The sequence below is a fragment of the Paenibacillus hubeiensis genome (assembly GCF_032334105.1).
Taxonomy (GTDB): domain Bacteria; phylum Bacillota; class Bacilli; order Paenibacillales; family Paenibacillaceae; genus Paenibacillus; species Paenibacillus hubeiensis.
In genome coordinates this window covers 141,485-164,788 of the sequence record NZ_JAVYAE020000006.1, presented here as the reverse complement: position 1 = coordinate 164,788, position 23,304 = coordinate 141,485, and the positions used below count along the sequence as shown (strand labels likewise).

Genomic DNA, 23,304 nt, shown 5'->3' with positions numbered 1-23,304 from the left:
CAGCGTCAATACGTTTGATCCCGTCCGTTACCAGCCGAAGTCCAACGTTTTTCCCGTTTCGGCATACGTTTTAATGCTGCTAAGTATCATCCACCAATGCTCCTTCGCATTGGCAAAGGAAGGGTGCCCAGGGGTCCATTGGTCATTGGTCAATGTCAGTTTGGTGCAGCCGCCTACGGGTTCCAAGGTAAAAGTTACCCGTGATTCAAGATCGGCGTGGTTTTCACGGTAGGATGCTCCGGGATGTTCAAGGTAGCTGAGCACCTTCCCGGGAACGGCTTGCAGGATGGTGCCGTAGACATGCACCGTCTCGTCCCCGTCGTTGCCCGGGCCTACATACTGGAAAGCTGCTCCCGGTTCCAGGGTTGTGTTGAGGGCAGCGCCGAAAAACGTGCTGCGCGTGCCCTCCGGACTCACCAGGGTATTCCATACGTGTTCTGGCGTTGCGCCGATATAAAAAATGTACTGTAATTCCATAATCATGCTCCTCCTTAAGTGTGCAACTTTTTTTATATAAACCGCACTAATCATTCACACTAAGGCACTGCGAGTGCAGTACCATCTTCCGATCGCTGTTATCCCCAGATTTTTTCGATTCCCTTGTTCAACGGGAAAATCCGGTGAACAGTCTATGCTTCCGATGCAGCTTTCTTTCAGAAAGCTTTTAGAACGCTTCGCTTCTCCAGATTGGTTCTGCCTCTCCGTTAACGTGTGTTTGTTTTATGCGGTTTATATAGATAACTTCTGCGTTTGTCAGAGGCTGTGTGGTACACTCATTATAAATTGACCCTTACGCAGACGTATTGTAAAAACGCGACAGAAACTTGTCCCTATTACTGAAGGATCACAATCTTGACGGAACGGAGCGAAGAAAGCATGGGCATTTCGAAATCCCGCCCGAGTATGGGCGTTCTTGGACTTTACGGAGCCGGGGGCAAATTCCGTTTGGATCGTTATCCCGCTACGGGACCGATATCCCCATTCATCAAGCATTACTGGATCGTCGAATGGAACTTGGAGGGGGAGCAGCCTCACCTTCAAGATGTTGTCCCCAACCCTTGCGCCAACCTGGTGGTGGAAAAAGGGAAAACGTGTTTCTATGGGCCGGCAAAGGACCGATACACCCAGCGTTTGGAAGGGAGAGGAGTCGTTTTTGGTGCCAAATTCAGACCGGGAGGGCTTTACCCGTATATAAAAAGGGAGATGTCGGAATGTACCGTGAAACCCATCGACGTGGTTGCTGTACTGGGAATCCAGGGTTCCGAATTGGAAGAGAGGGTACTGGCACAGTCCAATGATGCGGGGATGGTCAAGGTGTTGGATGACTGTTTCGCAGCCAAAGTGCCGCGGTATGACGAGAACATTACGCTTGTTAACCAGATCATCGACCATATGGAAGGAAACCGGGAGATCACGAAAGTGGAGCAGCTGGGGCAGTGCTTCGATATCAGCCTCCGGCAATTGCAGCGCCTATTCTCGAAATACGTTGGCGTTAACCCGAAGTCGGTGATTCGGCTGTTTCGGTTGCAGAACGCAGCGGAGGCGATGGACCTTGGACAGGTCACCGACCTCGCGCGTTTATCCGTGGAGCTGGGGTATCATGATCAGGCGCATTTCAGCAAAGATTTCAAGACTGTGATCGGCAAAACGCCTGAGCGGTATTTATTGGAGCAGACATTGAGGCTTTAAAATGATCTGAAGTTGAGAGCACATTTCAACCATTCGTAATGATGAAGGAAACTTTCGTACCTTTCCCTGGTTTGCTGACGATATGAAGCCCTTGACCATAAATCTGGTTGAGCCTTCGATTCGTGTTGGTTAATCCAATCCCGCCCGGTTGCCCGGTTCTTGACGTGGGCCAAGTGAGCGCTTGTGCAATCCGGGACTCGTCCATGCCTGCGCCGTCATCTTGGATTTCAATGAGAATTCCGTCCTTTTGCTCCTCCATTTGAATGCGGAGCGTCCCGCCTTCTGCTTGGCTAAGAACGCCGTGTCTCACCGCATTTTCAACGAGGGGTTGGATCGTTAACGGGGGCAGGAGCACGTCAATGGTATCCGGTATGTCCCATACGATGTTGAGTCTGTCAGGGAAGCGCTCCTTCTCGATGTACAGGTAGGCCCGGACAAGTTCCAGTTCATGTTGGATATGAACCAGGTTTTCGGAATTCAGGAAGTCAAAGCTCGTCTGCAAATATGAAATAAAAGCATCGCCAAGCTTCTGCATCCGTTCCGTATCCAGGTCGCTCAGCGCCATGATGGAATTCAGCGTATTGAACAGGAAGTGGGGCTGGATTTGGGCTTGCAAATACGCGGCCTCCATCCGGAACCTTTCATCGACGGACTGTTTCAAATCGACCAGCGATCGGATACGATGTTTCAGCTCCATGGCATCTACCGGCTTGGTCACGTAATCGGTAGCTCCTGCCAGAAAGCCTGCATAAATATCGGCTGGTTCGTTTCGGGCCGTTAACAGCAGAATTGGAAGCTCTGAAGCCGAGAATCGTTCCCTCAGCTTCTCCGTCAGTTCATAACCCGACATTTGCGGCATCATAACGTCGGCAATGACCAAATCCCAATGTTTCCCCTCTAACCATTCGAGGGCCTGCCGCGCAGAGGCCGCAGGCTGGATCAGATAAGACTCGCTCGATAACATGGATACGAGCACACGCAGATTGACGGGGTCATCGTCGACGACGAGAATTCGAGCTGCCGCCCTTTCATGGGATTCTGCGTTGAAAGGGTGGGGCTGGGGAAATGTGTTTTCATCATCCAAATGATTACTGGTCTCCGTGGGTTCATGGCGGATTGGCGTTTGCCGTTGTCCCGGTGGAATAATCTGAGCAGCCGGTTGCCCCAATGGGAGATGTACGACGAAGGTAGAACCTTGTCCAAGAACGGAATGTACCGCAATGCTCCCTCCGTGCAGCTCAACGAGTTGTTTGCAAATGCTCAACCCTAATCCAAGTCCTCCGCTCAGGCGGGCACTGGAAGTCCCTTGTTCATAAGCGTCGAATATCCTGTTTTGCATCTCTTCGCTCATGCCGATGCCCGTATCGGAGACCCGCATGGTTGCATGTACTCCCATCGTTGCTTCGACGGCAACGGTAATCGTCCCTTCATCGGTGAATTTGAGGGCATTGTGCAGCAGGTTGTACAGGATTTGAACCAGTCTTCTTTCGTCTGCCTGAATAAGCGGCAGCGTATCCGGAATTTCCATGACGATGTTGACTGGCTTGCCCTCAGCCATATATCGGAACATGCTGACCACGCCCGAAACGACCGAGGCAAGGGACACGTCTTTATACTGCAGCTCGATGCGTTTTTCCCTGAGCCGAATAACGTCAAGCAAATCGTCGACCAGCTGCGACATCCGTCGGCCAATCGTAATCAACAATTTCATGTCTTCCGAATGCGCTTTTCCGGTACGGCGCCTCTCCTCCCCGGCAATGCTTTCGGCAATGTTGATCATGCCGTGCAGCGGCGTGCGGAGCTCGTGGGCCGTGTTGGCCAAAAACTGATCTTTTTGCGCGTCTTCTTCTTTGAGCTGATCATATAAATGTTGGATTTTCGACGCGTTTCGGAAATACTTCTTGAACCAGTACGCGGAAAAGCCGAATATGGCAGCGATGACGTCGATGGGATAGTAGACGTTGGTAATTTCGTTATGCGAATTAACCATTCCCCATAACACGCTGGACAGACTGCTTGTCGCTGCAAAGAGAAGGAATGTCGCGTCATCCCGTTTGTCGGCAGCCATTTTCATGAACAGAACGACCGACCATGCGATCGGGAACAGGTATAGCACATCGGATATTCCGGTTTCGAGCCAGACATAGATGCTGCGCACCGGAGCAACCAGCAAAAATGCACAATGGGCTCCAAGCAATCCAGCATACATGCGAAATATCGAAATGGCTTTGGAGCTATTGGAAAAGCTTCTGGCCAGCAGCAGCATGAAAAACGAAAACAACGGATAGGAAAGCGCCTTGGCCTTGACCATCCAAGTAAAATTAAGCGGCAGCCAGCTCAGCAATAAGCCGTCATGGTCGGATACGACAGTAAGCGCCGCTGAAAAGGTCAATAGGGAAAATGTCAGCAATGCGCGTTGTTTGCGATTGAAAAAAAACATGGCAAGGGCATACAAGCTATGCAAGAGCAAAATGGCAAACGTGATTTTCTGCAAATCGACCGAGAGACCGTGATCGCGGGCAATAGCCTCCGGGGTGCCGAAATAGAGCGAGCGCGTTAAACCGCCGCTATACGGATCATCGAAGTTCGCCGCCTGCACGAGAAGCTCAAGCTCCGTGGCTCCGTTCGTGGCGTAAGTTGCCGTGAAGGCTGTTCTTTCGGGTTTGTAGTCCTGCTCGCGGACGGCAGGACGGCCGAATCCGGCGATGGTATTCCCGTTGATTTCCACGATGGAGGAGGCCTGGATTTTTTGGGCCCAGAGGGCGACGTCCTTCACCGAAGAGTCGATAAGGATGCGCAGCCGATACGTTCCATACCCGAACGACGAAGATGGGGTGGACATCTCGCTCTGCCAATCGCCGGGCACGGTAATCGATCGGGGTGGATTGGGGGACGAGAGTAATTTCTGGAGGGAAAACAGGGCGTTCGGGTAAAACATCCACTCCCCGTCCAACGAAACAGGCGATGCGGATGATAGATCCCAGCCGCGCAAATCCAAGGTGCCATTCATCGGCTGCGGCGATGGCGGCATGGTGAAGCCTTCCGACCAAACGAAGCGGGATCCAAGCAAAAGGGTTAGAAACAGGATGGACAAGACTACATATCTAGGGATGGGCATACGTTTTAATGGTTTCATAGTACACATGCTTTTCGACATAATAAGCCAAAATCCTGCATATAAAGAGCCATCCTTTCAAACGTCTTTTGGAGGGAATGCGCTTTAAGGAATAAGGACGGACTCACAAATAAATCCGGCGCGCCTGCTCCTCGAACAATGCAGTGACCTCCGGGTAGAAGGCAAGATCAATCCGGAGCTGCCGCATGATTTTTTGAATCAAAATCGCGTCCGTGAACATATGGTTGATGATCGTTTTGCCCCACAGCGGGTCATCCTTGAAGTACTTCACCAGATCACGAATGGCATCGAAGTTAAAAAAGAGGATGTACGAAACATAGTTTTGCAACAGGATGCGGAAACAGTGTTCGGAATAGGGAGTTGAAGCGCCGGGGTTGTTCTCCATAAAATCACGCATCACCGCAAACAACTCGGCGTTGTTCTCCGAATGCATGCGCAGCATTTCATCGACGTCGTTGATGAGGCGCAATATGGTCTCGATTCCCTCTTCCGGCGGCATGGTCAGCTTGGGCGCATGGCCTTCAATGGATCGCAGCAATTCCAGCGTGAGTTGTTTGCACGCCTTGATGTTGGACGGGAGAACGGACAGCCGGTCTTCGAAATCCGCAAAGTTGTGGATGCAATGGTCATGGAATGCGGAAATATACCGTTCTACCTCGATATTAGTCTTGTTATGGACGAGTGTATGCCCCTTGAACGAAAAGGCGTATAACGTCTCCTCGTTTACGGGATGGGCGTAGAGATAGAAAAAGAAGAAAAATTCCCTTAACTGTCCTTTTTGCTCATCGCTGAGTCTGCTTATGCCCGTCAATGGGTTGAGTTGAAAGAAAGCATAGTTTTTCATAAAGTCGTTCATGGCATTGTACGGATTCAGGCTGGCGATCGACGTTGTGGCGTTGATGGTGTACAGCAGATAATACAGAATCAGCTCCTCATAAACGTCCAGTTGCGCAAATTGCTCATGAAGCATGGGCTTCCAATCCGGGTTTGCAACGTAATTCGGATCTCTTGGCTGCAGCTCCGACAGCCACTCTGCAAACGTTTCTTCCGGGTGATCGGTGAAAAACAGTTCCGCCCCGCCGTCTTCGCATAAAGCGTACTCGAATGGTCGGGTTTCCAGTAACGGCAGCGCCCGGTTGTATTTCATATTCAAATAACTATGATACAGATGTTGTATATGCATCGAATCTTATCCTCGATTCTTATCAGATTCATTGGAAATCACATCTAAAAGTGTACATGAATCCCTCATCGTCATCAAACCATGAGCGTCCATTTCGAGTCGTAATACTTTTGCCCTGTTGGGAATTGCAGGAATATGGGAAGATGGGTTCATCAAAGGTTCGGACCACGAGCTTCGGGTCTTTGGTCTTCAGGCTATTGCGATCCTTCCTTCTACATCATTGGAGATTTAGGGTTGCAGGTCTCCTGAAGATTCTGTTTCAGAGAGGAGGCGTCCAGGCTATCATGTTCCTTCCTTCTAACCCAAAACCTTTATGTTTGATAGGGACATGGCTTTCCTGGACTCTTTAATCATGATGAATACCATTTATGTAAGAAGAGCAAAAAAACTTATTGTAGAACCGTATATAGAACAAACGAACAAGGAGAACCGGGTGGCAAACGACATGCTGGCCACTGCCCTGAAAAATATCGAGTCGCTTGGTTTCACCTTCTCGAATCGGTTAATCCAGGCTGTTCGCCAGCTTTCCCAGGATCAATTCGAAGCGTTGGTTAAGCAGCTTGTCGTCGATTTGAAGCTTATGGTCGGAGCGCATGTGAAGTACAAACCGATGTATGCCGGATTTCCGGCACAAGTCATGGAGGCGGACGAAGCCGAGTTATACCTGAATGCCATCCTTCATTATCTGACGAATATCCTGCCGGAACAGAAGGTGTCAAAACGAGAGCCGCTGCCATTGTTGGAACGTGTGGACTTGAAAGTCATCGACCTGGGAAGCGAGCATCATTTCATTGGCCTGATCCGCCAGTTGATCGAAGCAAAGGGCTCCATCTCGGAAACGGACAAAAAAGACATTGATGCGGTGCTGGAGCAAGCCGGTCCCGAACAGCTGCAGGCGTTATTGCCTGACGAGATCCCGTTCAAGGAAAACGCCGGATTCGTCGTAGCAGCATTATTGAGACACGAAAAGGCAAGCATGGACCTCGTCGGGGGTTATTTTAAAACAGCCACGGATGTTCTTCGCTTGGCCGTTGCTTGGTCAGATGGCGACGTAAGCCTTGCCTCGGCTTCGCGCTTTCGCAAATTCAAACGCCGTGAGCGGCGCTTTTTGCTTGGATTACTGGAGCAATGCGGTTCAATGACCGAGGATATGCTTCGTTATAAAGAACGCTGGATTCGCCTCGGCGAGATTTTGCATCCTTCCGAGTATAAGCATCGTTATCCGCGCTGTCAGGAGGCTTTTGACGTCCTGCGGAACGATAAACCTTTCACCACGTTTAACGGTAGTGTGGAGTTGGCGTTCCAGTATGAAAATGTGTGGAGCCTGATCGACCTGCTGTCGCAGCGCCCTGGCGAATTTGCGAGAAGACTGGATCAGCTGTTGCGGTTAACCGAAGACAAGGTGTATGTGCTGCTGGCGTTTGGTGAAGTCGTGCATCAGGTATCGACACCTGTATTGCTGCAGGTGAAGGAGCATTTTGCGCGCAGGAATGAACCGCAGGATTTACGAGTGTTTTTCCCGAAAGGCAATGTCGCCAAAGCGTTTGCCATTCCGGATGAGCTGCCTGTCATCGATGAGGAGACCTGCCGGGACGTGGTCGAGTTGTGCGAGCAGGCACTGATCAGGCGATTCACTGACCTGCCTGCGCTTGGGAAGACGTATGTTGATCCGCGTCTGAATGATTATGTTGTGCCATTTTCTCAAAGATCCGCAAGCAAGGCACTGCACACAGTCGTACGCGGGTCTCGGATGCCGATGGCTGAGGGGGACACCATCCGTTTTTTCAGCTGGTGGAAAGAAGGCAAGGTCAATGGACAGGACACCGGACGTGTCGATATTGACCTGTCTGCGGTAATGTATGACGACCAGTGGAACTACGTCGAGCATATTTCATATACGAACCTGCGCTCCTCCAAGTACAAGGCGGTCCACAGCGGCGATATCGTGACTGCGCCACATGGCGCGTGCGAGTTCATCGATCTGCATATTCCTTCGATCGTCCAGTATGGCGGGCGTTATGTCGTGGCGAGTTTGCTCTCGTACACCAGCCATCCGTATTGCGACCTGCCGGAGTGCTTCGTGGGCTGGATGATGCGCAAAAAGCCGGGTTCCGGCGAGGCGTTTGAGCCGAAGACGGTATCGAACAAAATCGACGTTGCAGCCGACACCCAGATTGCGATCCCCGTCATTCTCGATCTGGTAGAGCGAACGGTCATTTGGACCGATCTGGCGCTGACGAGCCAACCCCAGTATTCCAACAACGTCGAAGGCAACCAGAAAGGTATGGTGCTGATCGGCAAAGCGATGACGTCATTGCGTAAGCCGGACCTGTACCAGCTGTTCATGCTGCATGCCAAGGCCCGGGGTGAACTGGTGGATGCAGCGGATCAGGCCGATACCGTCTATGCGGTGGATCAAGGAATCACACCATTTGAAATTGAGCGGATCATGGCAGAGTATTTGATGTGAAATTGCGAGAGATTTGAGATTTGTCAAAAATCATTGCGAAGGCAAAACAGGCATTCGGGCGTTGCTGCAAGGCTGCTCTTTTGCCTGTCTTTCTGTATCCGCCTGGTTTATTCATACCGTTTGAGTCGGCAACAAAAGCGGTGCAGCCTGCAAAATGGTGCAGGGAATGTCGGGTCGGCAGCGAATGGCTTTGTTATGCTGAATGTACGGGGAGGTGAGGGCATGGATATGCTGGCTCGATTAAACGAAGCTTTGAAGTACGTGGAAAAGAATCTGGACAGCACGCTGGATATGAAAGAGGTGGCTCGGATTGCCTGCTGTTCCGAATACCATTTCACGCGCATGTTTTCCTTTCTCAGCGGCATGACGTTATCCGAATATATCCGGCGCCGGCGGTTGACGCTGGCTGCATTCGATCTAAGCCGGGACGGCAGCAAAGTTATTGACGTTGCGATCAAATACGGATACGCTTCGCCGGATTCGTTTGCGAGAGCTTTTCAGGCCGTGCATGGGGTTACGCCCTCCGAGGCTAGGGGCCGTGGTTCATCGCTCAAAGCCTTCCCGCGGATGACATTTCAATTGACCATTCAGGGAGGCGGAGAAATGAATTACCGTGTGGAGCAAAAGGAAGCATTTCGCATCGTGGGCATCAGCAAAAGGGTACCTATCGTGTTTCATGGAGTGAACCCGGATATCGCTGCAATGTACCAGAGCTTGACGCCGGAGCTGATCAGCACGATCAAGGGATTGTCCAATATCGAACCTTCAGGCATCATCAGTGCTTCTTCTCACTTTGGTGAGGGAAGGATGGAGGAGAAGGGCGAGCTGGATCATTTCATAGGAGCGGCCACGACGTTGGAAGCTCCGGAGGGTTTGGCAGCATTGGAGGTGCCGGCTTCAACGTGGGCGGTGTTTACTGCCGTTGGTCCTTTTCCCGATACGCTTCAGGAGGTATGGGGGCGAATCTTTGCGGAATGGCTTCCTTCATCGAATTTTGAATTGGCGGAAGGACCGGAAATGCTGTGGAATGAACACCCGGATGTGACTTCGCCGCAATATCGAAGCGAGATTTGGATACCTGTACAGAAAAAGAGCTATATAGGTTGAACCAATGATTTTTACACAGAGTCACTACGCGGTCAGAACCATCTTTCGATCGCTCTTATCCCCTGATTTCTTTGATCCCCTTTTTCAAGGGGAAAATCCGGTGATAAATGCGACCGCTTCGCTTCTCCAGATTCTTTCTGCCCTCTTCGTTATCGTGTAAATTTACGGTTCAATCTATATAGTAAAGGTCACGGCAGAAACGCTCATTCCTTAGGAATGGGCGTTTCTTTTCATAAGCGGAACCGTAGGTTCCCGCAGCGACAAGGTGCAGCGTCGCCCCTCGAACTCTTATTTAGTGTTTCGTACATATTACAACCAACTGCGTAGCGCGCAGAATGCCATATGCACGGAGTCTCGCTTTGAATTCTTCGCCCCGTCGTTTGAAATGCTCGTGGTTGGGCAGGTGAATGGTTCGAGCAACATGGTTGTCGCAGGCATGTGCCACGATGGTCATTTCCTGCTCATTTTTTAAGTCTGATTTGGGCTCCACGTACTCTATCGTATCGATAATCGTTACATTCAGCGTTTCGATCAGATCGAGAATTTCCTGCTTCTTGTAGGTGTGTCTATGCAAGATGCCCAGGGCCGAATCGATGTCCGCCTCCAGATGATGGTACAGGACATGATTTTGTTGTGCCTCCGTCTGGTGATCCTGGAACATTTCATTGATCAACATCAGGCCATCGGGTTTAAGCACCCTGACGGCTTCGGTCAGAGCGTTTGTGAGGGTGGGCAAATGATGCAAGGTGTTCGATATACACACGGTGTCGAAGGTATGCTCGCCGAACTGCAAACTCTCCACATCCATGACGAGGAAATGGATGTTACCGTCATCGCTGTATTGCTGATTAGCCTGTTCTATGGCTCGGATATCGGTATCGATTCCTGTAATTCGAGCATAATCATTCCGAAATGCATTCAGCAGGGTGGGGATGAATTTTCCCGTTCCTGTTCCAATGTCCAACAGGTGTCCCAGTTTGCTTCATATGATTTTTTTCTGAAATCCACCTTGTATATTTACGTTAAATGATAGTATGGGGATATCTTCTAAATCATCAAAAAATATAATCTAATGATGAACACCAAATAGTGAGCGATACGTTTATCCGTATCCATATGAAGGGAAGAGAGCAGCATGAAGAAATCGATCATATTCGATATGGACGGGACGTTGTTTCAAACCGATAAGATTCTGGAATGTTCTTTGGAAGACACGTTTGAACGTTTGCGTTCCATGGGTGTATGGGTTGGAGAGACGCCGATCGATCAGTACCGTCAAATCATGGGAGCTCCCCTGCCAAAAGTGTGGGAAACATTGTTGCCGGAGCACGATCAGCATGTACGAGCCCAGACGGACGTTTTTTTTCTAGAAAGGTTAATCTCGAATATCGAGGCGGGCAAGGGAGAACTGTATCCCCATGTCGAGGAGGTATTCCGCGGCCTGCGGGCACAGCAATATTCCATTTTTATAGCCAGCAACGGATTGGAAAAATACTTGAAAACCATCGTGGATCACTATGATCTGACTCGCTGGATTACGGAAGTGTTCAGCATTGAGCGCATTCCATCCTTGAATAAGTCGGACCTGGTAGGCAGTATCTTGCGAAAATACGAGATCGAACAGGGGGCCGTAGTCGGCGACCGTTTATCGGATATCCGAGCCGCCAAAGACAACGGACTGACGGCCATTGGGTGCAGCTTCGACTTTGCCCAAGAGGACGAGTTGGCTCAAGCGGACATTGTGATCAATGACTTGCGGGAACTGCTCACCGTTTTGCCGAAGCTATATAAATTGCAAAAAAACACACGTTAACGGAGAGGCAGAACCAATCTGGAGAAGCGAAGCGTTCGCCTAAAAGCTTTCTGAAAGAAAGCTGCATCGGAAGCATAGCTTATCACCAGATTTTCCCCTTCGGAAGATGGTACTGCACTCGCAGTGGCCTTGTGTGATTAAATAGTGTGGCGTATATAGACGTAAAAGTCTGACACCAACGGCTAGAGTGCAATATTAGAACGATCAGTAAAAATAATTCTTTACTGATCGTTCCCAATATGCTAAGATGAGATCACTGGAGGGAAATGAAATGGCCAGAAGCAAAGAGTTCGAAGAGCAAGCCGTATTGGATAAGGCCATGAAGCTTTTCTGGGAACAAGGGTACGAGAAAACGTCAATGAACGATCTCGTCGAACATATGGGCATTCACCGCAGGAGCCTATACGACACGTTTACGGACAAACACACGTTGTTCCTGAGAGCCATCGATCGATTCGACGAGCGTATTAGCGCCAGATTAACGGCTGGGGTAAAGCGGTCGAAGACGGCGAAGGAAGCGGTTCGGTTCGTGTTTGATTTCATGATTTACGGCGAAGAAGACGTCCCGCCCGGCTGCATGATCGTGAATTCTGCGGCAGAGCTGGCGATGCGGGATGGCGAAGTGGATGCCAAAGCGGTGTGCGCATTCGAAAAGTCGGAAGGGCTGCTCACCGAAATCGTATCATGGGGCCAGCAAAACGGCGAATTCACCACAGATTATGAAGCAAAGGAACTCGCTGAATCGTTGCACAATGCCATGACCGGCATTCGGGTGATGGTTCGGACCTCGGTTTCCAAGGAAAAGATTGAGCGGATTGCCAATCAGGCTATGCGAATTTTAGAGAAATAAGCAGAGACCAATTTTTTTTCGCCTAATTAGAATGATCATTCTCAATAAAATGTGAAGGAGAGATAACCATGAACACCTTGATTGTCGTTGCCCATCCGAACTTACAGCATTCCCGCGTCAACCGCGCTTTGGTTGAAGCCATACAAAAAGAAACGGACATTGCCGTACACGATCTGTATGCGGCTTATCCCGATGGGAAGATTGATGTGGAACGTGAGCAGGAACTGCTGGACAGCCATGACCGGATCATTTTCCAATACCCGTTGTTTTGGTACAGCACGCCACCGTTGTTGAAGCAATGGTTCGACGAAGTGCTGGCATACGGGTGGGCTTTTGGCCCGGAGGGAGAACATTTGAAAGGCAAGGAAATCGGCATCGCCATCTCGACGGCGGGCACAGCGGCTTCATATCAGCCTGGAGGATACAATCTGTTCACCATTCGCGATATCGCGAAGCCGATGGAGGCGCTGGCCAACTATGTGAGCGCACATTATTTGCCGCCTTTTGCCGTGCATAATGCCAACCACATTTCAGACGAACAGATCGAGGAAAGCCAAATCGCCTATGCAAAGCATGTCCGTCATGTTCAAACAGGCGGTCTGATCACCATCAACAAATAAAACGTGGTTAACCATAGAGGAGGAGATTGAAATGGAAAATAAAATCGCATTAATTACCGGAGCGAATAAAGGCATCGGCTACGAGGTGGCCAGACAGTTGGGACAGCAAGGGATTACGGTACTGGTTGCGGCTCGAACCCAAGCGGCGGCGGACGAAACCGCAGCCAGGCTCCGGGAAGAAGGAATTGCGGCGAGCGGAGTAGAGCTTGAAGTCACCAATGCTGCCCATATCGAAGCGCTAGCCGAGCATATCGCAAGCACGTATGGCCGACTCGATATTTTGGTGAACAATGCAGGGGTATGGCTTGAAAATGCAGATTACGCAGGGGATGCGTTCCGGGATACATTTGAAGTCAACGCGTTCGCTCCCTATTACATTACGGAGGCCTTGCTCCCCTTGCTGCTCAAGAGCGAAGCGGGCAGAATCGTCAACCAGAGCAGTGCCATCGGCTCCATCCGCATGATGTCCACGGAAGCGCTTGTGCAGCGGATTGGCACGCCGGCCTATGCAGCGTCCAAAGCCGCGCTTAACATGCTGACTGCCTACTGGGCTCAGAAAACAGCAGAAACCAACGTGAAGGTCAACTCTGTACATCCGGGCCTCGTGAAAACGCAGATGGGCGGGAACAAAGCGGAATTGTCGCCAGAGGAAGGGGCGACAACGGCGGTTCGCCTCGCGACCTTGCCTGCGGACGGCCCTACCGGCGGATTCTACTATATGGATAACGAGCTTCCGTGGTGATAATTATGCTTTTGCAGTAAATGCACCCTCCCGTGCTGAATGGGGCTGACGTCCCGGTGCCCCGAATTGCCGAATTGACCTGCGGAGCCTTAGGAAATACGGGATGATCATGAAAAAACAGTGGTTGCCGGGGAGGCATAGCGCTTCCTACAGGCAACCACTGTTTTTTTGAAGATGACAGAACCTACATGTTAGGCACAAGCTTCTCCTCTTTGGCAATGCCGAACCGTTCCTCAATCCACTCGGTAAACAAGGCATAGTCCCGCTCCACTTGATTCGCGTACAGATAGCTCCAGTCCGCGATATAGCGGGCAAAAGCATCTGTATCGCTTCCTATGGCGTGGGCGATTTCCTGCTCGCTATGGTAAGAAAGAATGCCGCTCGCGACATCGATGTCGGCGCGGGCGTGCATTTTGGCCGTTAATTTGCCCATAGCTCGAAGTACCTGGCGCATATCCTGAATGCTCTGGATGTTTTGCGGCTTGAGCCGTTTTTTGTAAGGCGAGCGTTCCCGGACATAGAAATCGCGGCCTTCGACAGTGAGATAGCCAAGATAAGCATCGGCCTGATGATGCATCGCCTGCTGGGTGGTAACCACACGTTTGCCCTGATGTCCGAAATGCGCCCAGAATGACTCGGAATAGGGCAGGAAATAGGCGGGAACCGGCACGCGAACCTCTTTGACCTCCAGAATCGTATCGTCCTCATCGTTATGGCCCTTCTCGCCCTCGATCAGCAGATAATACCGATCAAGGCCGATGGAAGCCGTGCCTGAGCCGTGTTTGACCGCAACATCTTTAATGGCATAATGGCCATCGTCGGGATGCCGCTCCGCCACCGTATCCAGATAATCGGTCCAAGCTTGCTCCAACCGGCGTTGTTCCGATGCTTCCGGCACGACCAGCTCGGAATTTTCCAGGAATGCGCGGCCGTCCTGCATCTGTGCCGTAACCTTTTCGAGAAAATGGGCTTGCTTGCGTTTTTCTAATTTGCGCAGCAGCTTGCGTACAGGACCCTTCGCCGTCTGTACGTTCATCATAAAGGTGGCGGGGTCGTCCTTTCCGGCGGCAAAACGGCGAATCTGTTTCGCGTAGGCGCGGAGATAGGTTTGAATCAGTTCCTTTTGCTCCGCCTCGGCATAACCGAACTGCCTGCCCACAAGAGCCACGCTGCTGGACATGCGGAGCACGTCATACAGATAACTGCCCAGGTACCCTTCATCAAAGTCGTTGACGTCGTATACGATCTGCCTGCCTTGAATATGGAACGCGCCGAAGTTCTCGAAGTGCAGGTCGCCCTGAATCCAGGTTGGACGGTCCGCCCGCGTGTGATAGGGGAAATACTGCCGCGTGGCATCGAAATAGAACAGGTAGGCACTTCCCCGGAAAAAAGAAAACGGAGACAGCGACATTTTGCGGTACTTCTCCTCTCGTTTAAGAGAGTCCAGTTGCATCATGCTTTCGTCGAACTCGTTAAAAACCGAAACCAGCAAATCTTTCCGCAGCTTGCTGCGCGTGCGCATAACACCTTCTGTAATCGATTCATGCACCATCTTCATCTCTCCCTTATGTAACTGGACATGTTAAGCCGAGAATCTGAACTAAACTTTCTACCTTCATCATACACGCTCTTTTGGACCTGGGAAATCGGAAGGCAAACCAGATATTGAGAAATATTGGACAAAAGAAGCCCGATTCCTGTGCAGCATAACAAGGTTTTCGGAAAATTTCTAACGATTACGCGATGCGCGGCACTTATTTTTTGCTTGATCATGCTAAGACTGCTGTATATTAGATGGTGTAATCTCATAGTCGCTGCGTTAAACAGCGGCGCGGAACAAGAAATCGTCGGAGGATCTTATGCGCAATTGGTTCAGAAACGAAAATGTGCAGATGAGCGCGGTAGCCTTGGCTACGGCAGTCGGCGCACAATTCAGAATTTACCCTTTTCGGGAAGATGTGTTTCGCATCGGTCTGGGCGTCAGCATTTTTTTGCTGCTGCTGATGATTCTGCCCAATCTGCCTTACCTGAAGACCGGAATCATGACGGGGGCTGCCAGCTTTGCATTCCAGACGGGCGATTGGCTGCTCCAGAAGCATGACTGGTCCATTCTGGAAGGCGTGCTGAACAATATCGGGGCCGGCATGTATTACATCGTATTCGCGTGGATGCTGAGCAAGCTCAAGTATCGCTTTAACGAGCTGCAGCCGCTTCTGCTGGGAGGAATGATTGCCGTCATCGACTTTTCCTCCAACCTCGTGGAGCTTCTTTTTCGAGGTGTGCTGGTGGGATCGGATATATTTTCCATCCGCGGATGGCTGTATCTGCTTGTGGTAGCCTGCTTGCGAAGCTACTTCGTGATTGGTCTGTATAGCAGCATCACCGTACGACAGATGCGCCTTCTCCATGCGGAGCAGGAAAAGCGGATGGAGCAGATGCTCAGCGTGGACTCGGGCCTGTATGGTGAAGTGTTTTACCTTAAGAAGTCGATGAAAACGATCGAAAGCATCGCCGCGGACAGCTATGAGCTTTATCGCGATCTGCGTGAGCAGGGGCTGGGGCAGTACAGCCAGCGCATGCTGGGAATTGCTCAGCAGATTCATGAGGTCAAGAAGGATTCGCAACGCATACTGGCGGGGTTGTTGAAACTGTACGATAACGGGAAAGCCGTCCATATGAGCGTGTCCGAGGTTATTCATTTTGCGATAAGGGGAAACCGGAAATACGGCGAAATGTTGGGCAAACGGATTCAGATCCGCGTACAGCAGCAGATGGATTGCGAGACGGCCTATTACATACCGCTGCTGACGGTAGTGAACAATCTGTTGGCGAACGCCGTAGAGGCCGTCGACAAAAGCGGCACCATCGACATCCGCGTGCTGGAGCGGGGGGAGAACCTGCATGTCACCGTCATGGATTCCGGAAAGGGAATTCCCGCTGCCAAACGCGAAGTCATTTTCGAGCCGGGTTACACGACAAAGTTCAATGAGGCAGGCATTGCGGCCACCGGTATCGGTCTATCCCATGTGAGGGATATCGTGCAGTCCCTGGGTGGAAGCATCACGGTCAGCGACGGTGTGGAAGGAGAGCAGGGGGCCAAATTCGATGTATGCATACCGAAGGCGAAGCTGCTGAAGTCATCTGAGATGCACGATACGTTTGGTTCGGAGTAGATAGGGCAGGCAGGGCAGATCGCGGGGTGTCACGGGCTCCGGAAAGGCCGAAAGCGCTGTATTGCTTTTACGCCAGGGCTGTGCAACAATCAGGACAAACAAAATCCACCAATATATGGATGATATTGGCGGGTGGAAGCATTCGCAAGTACGATTTCAACAAATGTTGAACATGCCATACGAATATACAAATAAGGAGGCCGATCATGATCGCGGAAGTGGAGCAAACTCTGAAGGGTGTGGTTGTTCGATTCGAACGTCTATGGAAGCATTCGGTTCAAAACGTGTGGTCGTATCTAACGGACAATGACAAACTAAAATGGTGGTTTCCCGAGTTGGAGGTCATAGAACTGGATACCGGCGGCGTGATCCGGTTTGACATGCAGGACGGCACGTTTGAGGAAATGAAGATTACGGAAGTCCAGGCGAACTCGGTGCTCGAATTTACATGGGGCGAGGATCTGGTGAGGTTTGAACTATACCCTGAAACGGAAGGCTGCCGCCTCTTGCTGCTGGAATCGATCGGCCGTGTGACAAGCCATACGCCCAAAGACGTTGCAGGCTGGCATGTCTGCCTCCGCGTCATTGAAGAGCTTCTTGACGGGCGGACGGTAGAGCCTCGAACAGAGGAATGGCAGCACTGGTATGAAAAGTACAAGCTGCTTTTTCAGCGTTATATATCAACGAATGAAAATGAATTATGATATCTCACTATGATAGAAACAGATTCCATATCGGCGGGAGGATTTAGCGTGAAGTCCAATGATCGTTTGCAGCATTTCGAGCTAACAGAAGTGAAACATCTCAAGGTGCATGGCCGCACGACGGGAAATTTGTCGCCCTTGACCCTGTTCTGGACGGGAAGCGCACTGGAATTGAATGTGCAAGGAAGCGAGCTGTGGCTTGAGGTCGAGTCGCGTTATGAACTATACGAGTCCTGGATCAGCGTACTGGTGAACGGTGTGCCGGTCAGCAGGCAGATGCTGGCGGAAGGCCGGAATTGGATCTGCCTCTTTCGGGGAATGAATCCGCTCAAAGCGACAAACGTGCGGATCGTCAAGGAGGTGCAGGCCATGAGTGCCGATCCCGGCTGCGTACTGCAAATGCATGCCGTGCGAACGGATGGCGAATTTCTGCCGGTGCGCGAACGCCCGCGCAAGATCGAATTCATTGGAGACAGCATCACTTCCGGAGAGGGTGCCATCGGTGCCAGGCAGGAAGAAGACTGGATTCCGATGTGGTTCAGCGCAATACAAAATTACACGTTCCTGACCGCAGCTGCGCTGGATGCGGAGTATCGGGTCATTTCCCAGAGCGGGTGGGGCGTGATGACGAGTTGGGACAACAATCCGCACGGCAACATCCCGGATTACTATGAGCAAGTATGCGGCTTGCTCACAGGAGAGACCAACCGGGAACTGGGCGCAGCCAATCTTCACGATTTTTCGTCATGGCAGCCCGATGTCATTGTGGTCAACTTGGGCAGCAACGATGGCGGCGCATTTCGGACGCCGGCATGGAAGGACCCGGTGACCGGGCAGGTGCATAAGCAAAGATTGAATGACGACGGCACCTTTAACGAAGATGATCTGGCCGCGTTCGAACGGGCGGCTGAACGGTTTCTCGGCAAGCTGCGCGACAACAATGCCAAGGCCTGGATCGTATGGGCTTACGGCATGCTCGGCTCGCCGATGATGCCGGCGATTTACCGTGCTGTGGATCGTTATGTCCACCGGACGGGAGACCGCAAGGTATCCATTTTCCAGCTTCCCGACACGACGCAAGCAACGATGGGAGCCAGAAGCCATCCAGGGGAGTCGTCCCATCGCAGGGCGGCCGAAGCGTTAAGCGATTATCTCGAAGGCATCATCTAAACCTATAATTTCGGTGGAGAAAGGAAGTTGGCCAATGAAATACGTGGCGATCAGAAAGGCGTCGGTGCTGTTATTGTGCGGAGCTGTCGTTATGGCGGGAGTGTTGGGGACAATCCCTAATTCAACGCTAGCGGCATCGGCACAAGGGCAGACGTCAAAGCAGGCTGTATCCCAGGTCAGCGCTGCTTCGTCAGTGGTGTACCAGAACGTAACTCAATATGCCAAAAAAACAGCACCCGGAAGCATCGTTTGGACAGGCAAAGGCTTGACCGTAACCGCGCATACCGTTGTAAAGGAAGATAAAGCGGACTTTGAACAGAACGTCATCGAATCCATCGTGATCCAGAAGGGCGCAGTGCGGCACGAGCTCGACACGGCCGATTACGACGATTCCTGGCTGGACCTTGCGAGCGTCGCCGAATCGCCTGCCACGGGATGGGTGGCCATTCAGGCAAGCCGCAGCGCCGGGGCATCATTGCTGCTGGTTAACCTGGACACGGGGGAAAGCGTCGTCTTGAACGATCGCCTGCAACAAGAGGTGAAGGGAACCCTCGAAACCATTACGGCATATCAATGGTCCCCGACGGGAGAGCAGATCGCCTTTTCCTATGGGGATCCGTCCAAAAGCACCCTTGCGATCTATGATGCCGCGAAAGACAGCGTACTTCGGCTGCCACGGACGACCAACTATATCAGCACAAGCCTGATTTTGTGGCATAAGAACGGGAAAGCCTTCGATTTTATTAGCGAGCACCCGTCTGACCGCTTCATTTTGTTCCGGTATGACGCGAAGAGCGAAAAGGTTAAACCTGTGCGCAAGCTGACCCGGAAACAGATGGGCGATTGGCTTAAGCTGGATAAATATCCGAGCCTTTGATCTGGCGCCCCCCGAGATCGATGGATTGGACGTAGCGCGGCACGGATGTATTCCCCAACGAAAAGGCGGGATTCCCCGCCTAGTTTGCCTTCGATTGATACCGGACCGATACGATCTGTCCCAACGTTTGCGTGCCGACCATCGTCCAGTGGCTGGGGAGGGTACCCACAGGGAACAAGGGGATGCCATTGCCCAAAATTTTCGGGATGATGGCAATTTCCATCTCGTCCAGCAGTCTTTTTTCCAATATCGTCTGTACGAGCTTTCCGCCCCCGACAATCCAGACATCGCCTTCGGAGATTTGCTGCAGCTTCGGGATGAGGGTCGCGACGTCTTCGCCCGTAAATTGCACATGCGGAGAGGGAGGCTGAGGCGTACGGGACAGGACATATGTCGGTTTACCCACATAAGGGAAATCATCCGTAAGCGTGAGCACCTCTTCATAGGTGCTGCGCCCCATAACCACCGTTCCGATCCTGGCGTAAAAGGCCCCATAGCCGTTATCCCCGCCATCTCCTTCTACGTCGTGCAGCCAATCCACCGAACCGTCCGGTTTGGCGATGTATCCATCGAGACTTGCGGCAATGTACAGAATCGTTTTACGTTTTGGCATAGTATTGATCACTCCTTTCGATATAACACTATGGTAAACTATAATTACGACATAAGATGACGTAGTTAGGCGGGGTAAAATGAATAATCGGCAACTGGCCATCATGCGTCTGATGGATTCGCGCAAAAAGTTTACCGCCCGCGAACTCGCGGAGCGATTTCAAGTGTCCGTCCGGACGATTCAACGCGACCTGAACGATCTGCAGGAGCTGGGCTTTCCCCTGTACGCCGAGGTAGGCGTTCATGGCGGGTACCGGGTGCTCCCCAACCGCATTCTGCCCCCGCTGCAATTGACGCAAACCGAGGCGCTCGGGTTGTTCATGATGCTGGAGTATCTGGAACGGGTTCCGGACTTCCCTTATGGTTCCATTCGTGAGCATCTGGCCGAGCAATATTTCGGCAGTTTGCCCGAAGATGTGCAGGAACTGATCGCACGGATGAGGCGGCATATCACGTTTATGCAGCGTCCCTCGGTTGCGCCCGAAGCGGTGACGACTGGCGTTTTGCAAGCGGCGGTGGAAAAGAGGGCCATTGCGTTTACCTATCACTCCCGGAACGGAGAGAAAACAGTCGAGGCGTACCCGCTCGGCATCTATTTCGATGACGGGTATTGGTATATGCCGGCCCGGCGACGCGAGCGGGTGCTGCTGTACCGAACGGATCGCATGAAGGCGCTCCGGCTGCTTGAGCAGACGGATGACACGGTTCCGCATTTGCAAGCATGGCTTCGAGCCGAAGATGGGCGTTCTGGCGAAGAGGTGGTGCTTCGTTTTACCGATTTCGGCCAACGCTTGGCCGGGTCCGATCCATTGTTCCAAACCGTTGAAGGGAATACGTGGCGCGGACGGGTGCCGCATGAAGAGATGCCGTACACGGCTCGCAGGCTGCTATCCTACGGTCCTGAGGTGGAGGTCATTCGCCCGGATGGGCTGAAGGAAGCCGTCAAGGAACTGCTCGCGAGCAGCTTGAACCAATATTTGTAGAAGGGGGGGATACCATGGTAAAACCCATAAGAAGATTGGATCGCCGCTCCATGCAGAGTCCACAGGATGAACAGCGGCGGCTGTTTTGCATGGAGCTTAATAAACACCACCGCCAAGCCTGATTAGCGGCAAACGTTCATTTCAGGACTCTGCTCCCTTAAAACTTTATTTTAAGGAGTGGAGCGAATTGAAATACGTGAATGCACATACCGTACTGCCTGCGGAAATTGTGGAGCTGGTGCAGCAGCATTTTCCGGGCGGGTTGATCTATATTCCGAAACCGAAGGAAATGCATCGAAAATGGGGCGAGAACTCCGGCGCCAGGGCGTTGGTCCGACGACGAAACGAGCAGATTCGCGCCCAATTTGCGGACGGTGCAAGCATGGCCGACCTGGCCGGACAGTTTTGCCTTTCGGACGATAGCATCCGCAAAATCGTGTACGGCAAAAAGGAAACATGACCAAGCCGATTCATGCTGTAAGCATGAACCTGCACGATCATTCCACCATAATTGGCACTATTTAAACCGGATCGGTTAAACCCGATGCGGTTTTTTAAGGTTTTTGTCACCCCTGAAGGCGTAAAGGTTGGCTATGAATCGATTGTTATCTATAGGGTAAACAGAGGGGCCGATAAAATGGATGCGTAGGGTGATGCAGTTTTGCAAACACAGCGTACATGCATAACGAGAGAAGGAGGGCTTCCTTAATGAACGTAGCAACGCTTTTAACCGGGGAGCGCGAGGCGCACATCATCAAAAACATGTATCCATTATATCTGCACGATCTGTCCGAGCATTACGGAGGCGCTGCAGGCCATATGCCGAATCGTCACGGTATTTTCGAGAGCAGCAATGAATACAGAACATTGCAGGATCAGTATGACGTTCAGAATGTGTGGTGGGAGAAAAAAGGTTGCCTATATCCGCTTCTCATCACCGCAGATGATCTCCCTGCCGGATTTGCTTTGAGAGGAAATACAGGAGCATACTTTTGACGGAGAGAAGCTGGCCTTTCGTTTCGGAAACTTCGGGTCATTGTGAAAAAAGGAGATGTCCTCCCTTAGCGGGATGAACATCTCCTTTCCGTGCCCGTTCAGATCGGGCCGATGAAATATTTATTTTCCGTGGTCACGTCGAATCCGACGCTCCGGTACAAGCTTAGGGCACGTTCATTTTCCGTTACGACGGAAAGCCGAATGTCCGCATAACCTTGCTCCAGCAATCGGTGTACCATCAAAGTGAGCGCGGCGCGTCCCAGCTTTTCTCCCTGACGCGCAGGCAGGATGCAGAAGTTGTGAATGAACCCCGTCGAATCGTTGATGACGTTGACCCGGATCAGTCCTACGCGCTCATTTTCTTTGCGAATCACATAGGTGGGCCGGCTCGGTTCATCCGTGTGCCTGAAATAGCCGCGCGTCCAATCTTCCGGATCGCCGAACGCAGCGGATGAACAGGCGATCATGAACTCCAAATCCTCTGGTTCTGCGGTGGTCAGAGCAAGCCCGGAAGACAAAACCGTTTGACTTTGTTTTGCAGGCGCATCATTCTGGAGCTTCATCGCATATTCTGAACGGTCATATGCTGCGCCAAGTGCGTGAGCGGAAGCCGGTCCAGCCGGATGACTTTGCGGCACGCGGTAGCTTAGCTGATGGATGCCGAGAGGTCGCATGTCCTCCCTTGCTCGTTCAAGCAAGCTATGGAAGACGCCTTGTCGTCGGTATTGTGGATGAACCACAGCATTGATGCTTCCTGTTGTGCCTTCCGATGGATACCAGCTTAGAAGTCCGACCAATTGACCGTTGTTATAGCACAAAAGCCCATGGTCGCCGTCTTCCTTGGTCAGATGCTCCAGATCGGCCTTGAGGTAAGCGGAATCGAGCTGCTTGCACTGCTGCTCCAGCGCGACGATATCGTTAATTTGGGCACCATTGTCGTATTTCATGGGAATAACCTGATGATGAATCATGAGTTTTGCACCTTCGTTCATGAAGGAAACACGCAGTTTACGGACCGGGCAAGCGCTATCCTTCCAGAATGGGTCCAGTCAGGTTCAGAAATGTTGTCATCTTATCTCCTCCAGAGCATTACAGGTTGTGTTTATTATACACGCTCCCGGCTCCGTGTTCACATCTAAAACTCGCAATGTTCTTGATGAGGATGCCAGGAAACAAACG

General features: G+C 51.6%; 21 protein-coding genes. 14 read left to right on the top strand and 7 right to left on the bottom strand.

Translation table 11 applies throughout. The annotated features are described in order from the left end of the window. Positions 1-27: 27 nt before the first annotated feature. Complete coding sequence (locus tag RSX24_RS17625) at positions 28-477, bottom strand: SRPBCC family protein (protein WP_343261336.1); 450 nt, start codon at positions 475-477, stop codon at positions 28-30. Positions 478-852: 375 nt separating this feature from the next. On the opposite strand from RSX24_RS17625, the gene RSX24_RS17620 reads away from it, so the two are divergent. Next, positions 853-1,689 carry a DUF6597 domain-containing transcriptional factor gene (locus RSX24_RS17620; protein WP_343261335.1) on the top strand — a complete coding sequence of 279 codons (837 nt, stop codon included), beginning with the start codon at positions 853-855 and terminating at the stop codon, positions 1,687-1,689. A 25-nt stretch (positions 1,690-1,714) separates the two neighbouring features. Here the strand turns inward: RSX24_RS17620 and RSX24_RS17615 are convergent, their stop codons facing one another. Together RSX24_RS17615 and RSX24_RS17610 are read right to left on the bottom strand one after the other, a co-directional pair. Next, the gene (locus RSX24_RS17615) at positions 1,715-4,825 is read right to left on the bottom strand and encodes a hybrid sensor histidine kinase/response regulator (RefSeq protein ID WP_343261334.1); all 3,111 of its coding nucleotides are present in this window, start codon (positions 4,823-4,825) and stop codon (positions 1,715-1,717) included. Between the two features lie 103 nt (positions 4,826-4,928). Then, positions 4,929-6,008 (bottom strand): hypothetical protein, encoded by a 1,080-nt coding sequence (locus RSX24_RS17610; RefSeq protein WP_343261333.1) that lies wholly within the window; start codon positions 6,006-6,008, stop codon positions 4,929-4,931. Between the two features lie 352 nt (positions 6,009-6,360). Between RSX24_RS17610 and RSX24_RS17605 the strand changes: the two genes are divergently transcribed. Together RSX24_RS17605 and RSX24_RS17600 are read left to right on the top strand one after the other, a co-directional pair. After that, entirely contained in the window at positions 6,361-8,478 is a 2,118-nt protein-coding gene (locus tag RSX24_RS17605; RefSeq protein ID WP_343261332.1) for a TerD family protein, read from the top strand. A gap of 222 nt (positions 8,479-8,700) precedes the next feature. Continuing rightward, a complete protein-coding gene (locus tag RSX24_RS17600; protein ID WP_343261331.1) occupies positions 8,701-9,585 on the top strand; it encodes an AraC family transcriptional regulator in 885 nt (294 codons plus the stop codon). Positions 9,586-9,877: 292 nt separating this feature from the next. Here the strand turns inward: RSX24_RS17600 and RSX24_RS17595 are convergent, their stop codons facing one another. Beyond that, complete coding sequence (locus tag RSX24_RS17595; RefSeq protein WP_343261330.1) at positions 9,878-10,549, bottom strand: class I SAM-dependent methyltransferase; 672 nt, start codon at positions 10,547-10,549, stop codon at positions 9,878-9,880. Between the two features lie 171 nt (positions 10,550-10,720). On the opposite strand from RSX24_RS17595, the gene RSX24_RS17590 reads away from it, so the two are divergent. The 4 genes from RSX24_RS17590 (at position 10,721) to RSX24_RS17575 (ending at position 13,610) form a co-directional block, all read left to right on the top strand. After that, positions 10,721-11,398: an HAD hydrolase-like protein gene (locus RSX24_RS17590; RefSeq protein ID WP_343261329.1), complete on the top strand. Its 678-nt coding sequence runs from the start codon at positions 10,721-10,723 to the stop codon at positions 11,396-11,398. 271 nt (positions 11,399-11,669) lie between these two features. Then, positions 11,670-12,248 carry a TetR/AcrR family transcriptional regulator gene (locus RSX24_RS17585; RefSeq protein ID WP_236413521.1) on the top strand — a complete coding sequence of 193 codons (579 nt, stop codon included), beginning with the start codon at positions 11,670-11,672 and terminating at the stop codon, positions 12,246-12,248. A 68-nt stretch (positions 12,249-12,316) separates the two neighbouring features. After that, positions 12,317-12,868, top strand: coding sequence for an NAD(P)H-dependent oxidoreductase (locus RSX24_RS17580; RefSeq protein WP_343261328.1), 552 nt, complete (start codon positions 12,317-12,319; stop codon positions 12,866-12,868). Between the two features lie 31 nt (positions 12,869-12,899). Further along, positions 12,900-13,610 carry an SDR family oxidoreductase gene (locus tag RSX24_RS17575; protein WP_236413519.1) on the top strand — a complete coding sequence of 237 codons (711 nt, stop codon included), beginning with the start codon at positions 12,900-12,902 and terminating at the stop codon, positions 13,608-13,610. Between the two features lie 184 nt (positions 13,611-13,794). Here RSX24_RS17575 and RSX24_RS17570 read toward each other — a convergent pair whose 3' ends face one another. Continuing rightward, positions 13,795-15,162 (bottom strand): DUF2252 domain-containing protein, encoded by a 1,368-nt coding sequence (locus RSX24_RS17570; RefSeq protein WP_343261327.1) that lies wholly within the window; start codon positions 15,160-15,162, stop codon positions 13,795-13,797. A gap of 307 nt (positions 15,163-15,469) precedes the next feature. On the opposite strand from RSX24_RS17570, the gene RSX24_RS17565 reads away from it, so the two are divergent. The 4 genes from RSX24_RS17565 to RSX24_RS17550 all read left to right on the top strand — a co-directional run bounded on the left by RSX24_RS17565 (position 15,470) and on the right by RSX24_RS17550 (position 19,534). Then, on the top strand, positions 15,470-16,783 hold the full coding sequence (locus RSX24_RS17565) for an ATP-binding protein (RefSeq protein WP_343261326.1): 1,314 nt from the start codon (positions 15,470-15,472) through the stop codon (positions 16,781-16,783). 206 nt (positions 16,784-16,989) lie between these two features. Then, entirely contained in the window at positions 16,990-17,487 is a 498-nt protein-coding gene (locus RSX24_RS17560) for an SRPBCC family protein (protein WP_343261325.1), read from the top strand. Between the two features lie 48 nt (positions 17,488-17,535). After that, entirely contained in the window at positions 17,536-18,657 is a 1,122-nt protein-coding gene (locus tag RSX24_RS17555; protein WP_343261324.1) for an SGNH/GDSL hydrolase family protein, read from the top strand. A 34-nt stretch (positions 18,658-18,691) separates the two neighbouring features. Then, entirely contained in the window at positions 18,692-19,534 is an 843-nt protein-coding gene (locus RSX24_RS17550) for a TolB-like translocation protein (protein ID WP_343261323.1), read from the top strand. A gap of 79 nt (positions 19,535-19,613) precedes the next feature. Here RSX24_RS17550 and RSX24_RS17545 read toward each other — a convergent pair whose 3' ends face one another. Next, entirely contained in the window at positions 19,614-20,156 is a 543-nt protein-coding gene (locus RSX24_RS17545; protein WP_438286855.1) for a dihydrofolate reductase family protein, read from the bottom strand. A 70-nt stretch (positions 20,157-20,226) separates the two neighbouring features. On the opposite strand from RSX24_RS17545, the gene RSX24_RS17540 reads away from it, so the two are divergent. The 3 genes from RSX24_RS17540 to RSX24_RS17530 all read left to right on the top strand — a co-directional run bounded on the left by RSX24_RS17540 (position 20,227) and on the right by RSX24_RS17530 (position 22,125). Further along, the gene (locus RSX24_RS17540; RefSeq protein ID WP_343261321.1) at positions 20,227-21,129 is read left to right on the top strand and encodes a helix-turn-helix transcriptional regulator; all 903 of its coding nucleotides are present in this window, start codon (positions 20,227-20,229) and stop codon (positions 21,127-21,129) included. A gap of 196 nt (positions 21,130-21,325) precedes the next feature. Next, a complete protein-coding gene (locus RSX24_RS17535) occupies positions 21,326-21,589 on the top strand; it encodes a CD3324 family protein (RefSeq protein WP_339278503.1) in 264 nt (87 codons plus the stop codon). A 248-nt stretch (positions 21,590-21,837) separates the two neighbouring features. Continuing rightward, positions 21,838-22,125 carry a hypothetical protein gene (locus tag RSX24_RS17530; RefSeq protein ID WP_343261320.1) on the top strand — a complete coding sequence of 96 codons (288 nt, stop codon included), beginning with the start codon at positions 21,838-21,840 and terminating at the stop codon, positions 22,123-22,125. A 98-nt stretch (positions 22,126-22,223) separates the two neighbouring features. Here the strand turns inward: RSX24_RS17530 and RSX24_RS17525 are convergent, their stop codons facing one another. Next, positions 22,224-23,096 (bottom strand): GNAT family N-acetyltransferase, encoded by an 873-nt coding sequence (locus tag RSX24_RS17525; protein WP_343261319.1) that lies wholly within the window; start codon positions 23,094-23,096, stop codon positions 22,224-22,226. Between the last annotated feature and the right edge of the window lie 208 nt (positions 23,097-23,304).

Coding starts and splice junctions, on each gene's coding strand:
- RSX24_RS17605 (WP_343261332.1), top strand. CDS start 6,361: ATGATGAATACCATTTATGTAAGAAGAGCAAAAAAACTTATTGTAGAA.
- RSX24_RS17610 (WP_343261333.1), bottom strand. CDS start 6,008: ATGCATATACAACATCTGTATCATAGTTATTTGAATATGAAATACAAC.
- RSX24_RS17625 (WP_343261336.1), bottom strand. CDS start 477: ATGGAATTACAGTACATTTTTTATATCGGCGCAACGCCAGAACACGTA.
- RSX24_RS17530 (WP_343261320.1), top strand. CDS start 21,838: ATGAACGTAGCAACGCTTTTAACCGGGGAGCGCGAGGCGCACATCATC.
- RSX24_RS17600 (WP_343261331.1), top strand. CDS start 8,701: ATGGATATGCTGGCTCGATTAAACGAAGCTTTGAAGTACGTGGAAAAG.
- RSX24_RS17565 (WP_343261326.1), top strand. CDS start 15,470: ATGCGCAATTGGTTCAGAAACGAAAATGTGCAGATGAGCGCGGTAGCC.
- RSX24_RS17570 (WP_343261327.1), bottom strand. CDS start 15,162: ATGGTGCATGAATCGATTACAGAAGGTGTTATGCGCACGCGCAGCAAG.
- RSX24_RS17615 (WP_343261334.1), bottom strand. CDS start 4,825: ATGAAACCATTAAAACGTATGCCCATCCCTAGATATGTAGTCTTGTCC.
- RSX24_RS17560 (WP_343261325.1), top strand. CDS start 16,990: ATGATCGCGGAAGTGGAGCAAACTCTGAAGGGTGTGGTTGTTCGATTC.
- RSX24_RS17580 (WP_343261328.1), top strand. CDS start 12,317: ATGAACACCTTGATTGTCGTTGCCCATCCGAACTTACAGCATTCCCGC.
- RSX24_RS17540 (WP_343261321.1), top strand. CDS start 20,227: ATGAATAATCGGCAACTGGCCATCATGCGTCTGATGGATTCGCGCAAA.
- RSX24_RS17550 (WP_343261323.1), top strand. CDS start 18,692: ATGAAATACGTGGCGATCAGAAAGGCGTCGGTGCTGTTATTGTGCGGA.
- RSX24_RS17525 (WP_343261319.1), bottom strand. CDS start 23,096: ATGATTCATCATCAGGTTATTCCCATGAAATACGACAATGGTGCCCAA.
- RSX24_RS17585 (WP_236413521.1), top strand. CDS start 11,670: ATGGCCAGAAGCAAAGAGTTCGAAGAGCAAGCCGTATTGGATAAGGCC.
- RSX24_RS17590 (WP_343261329.1), top strand. CDS start 10,721: ATGAAGAAATCGATCATATTCGATATGGACGGGACGTTGTTTCAAACC.
- RSX24_RS17575 (WP_236413519.1), top strand. CDS start 12,900: ATGGAAAATAAAATCGCATTAATTACCGGAGCGAATAAAGGCATCGGC.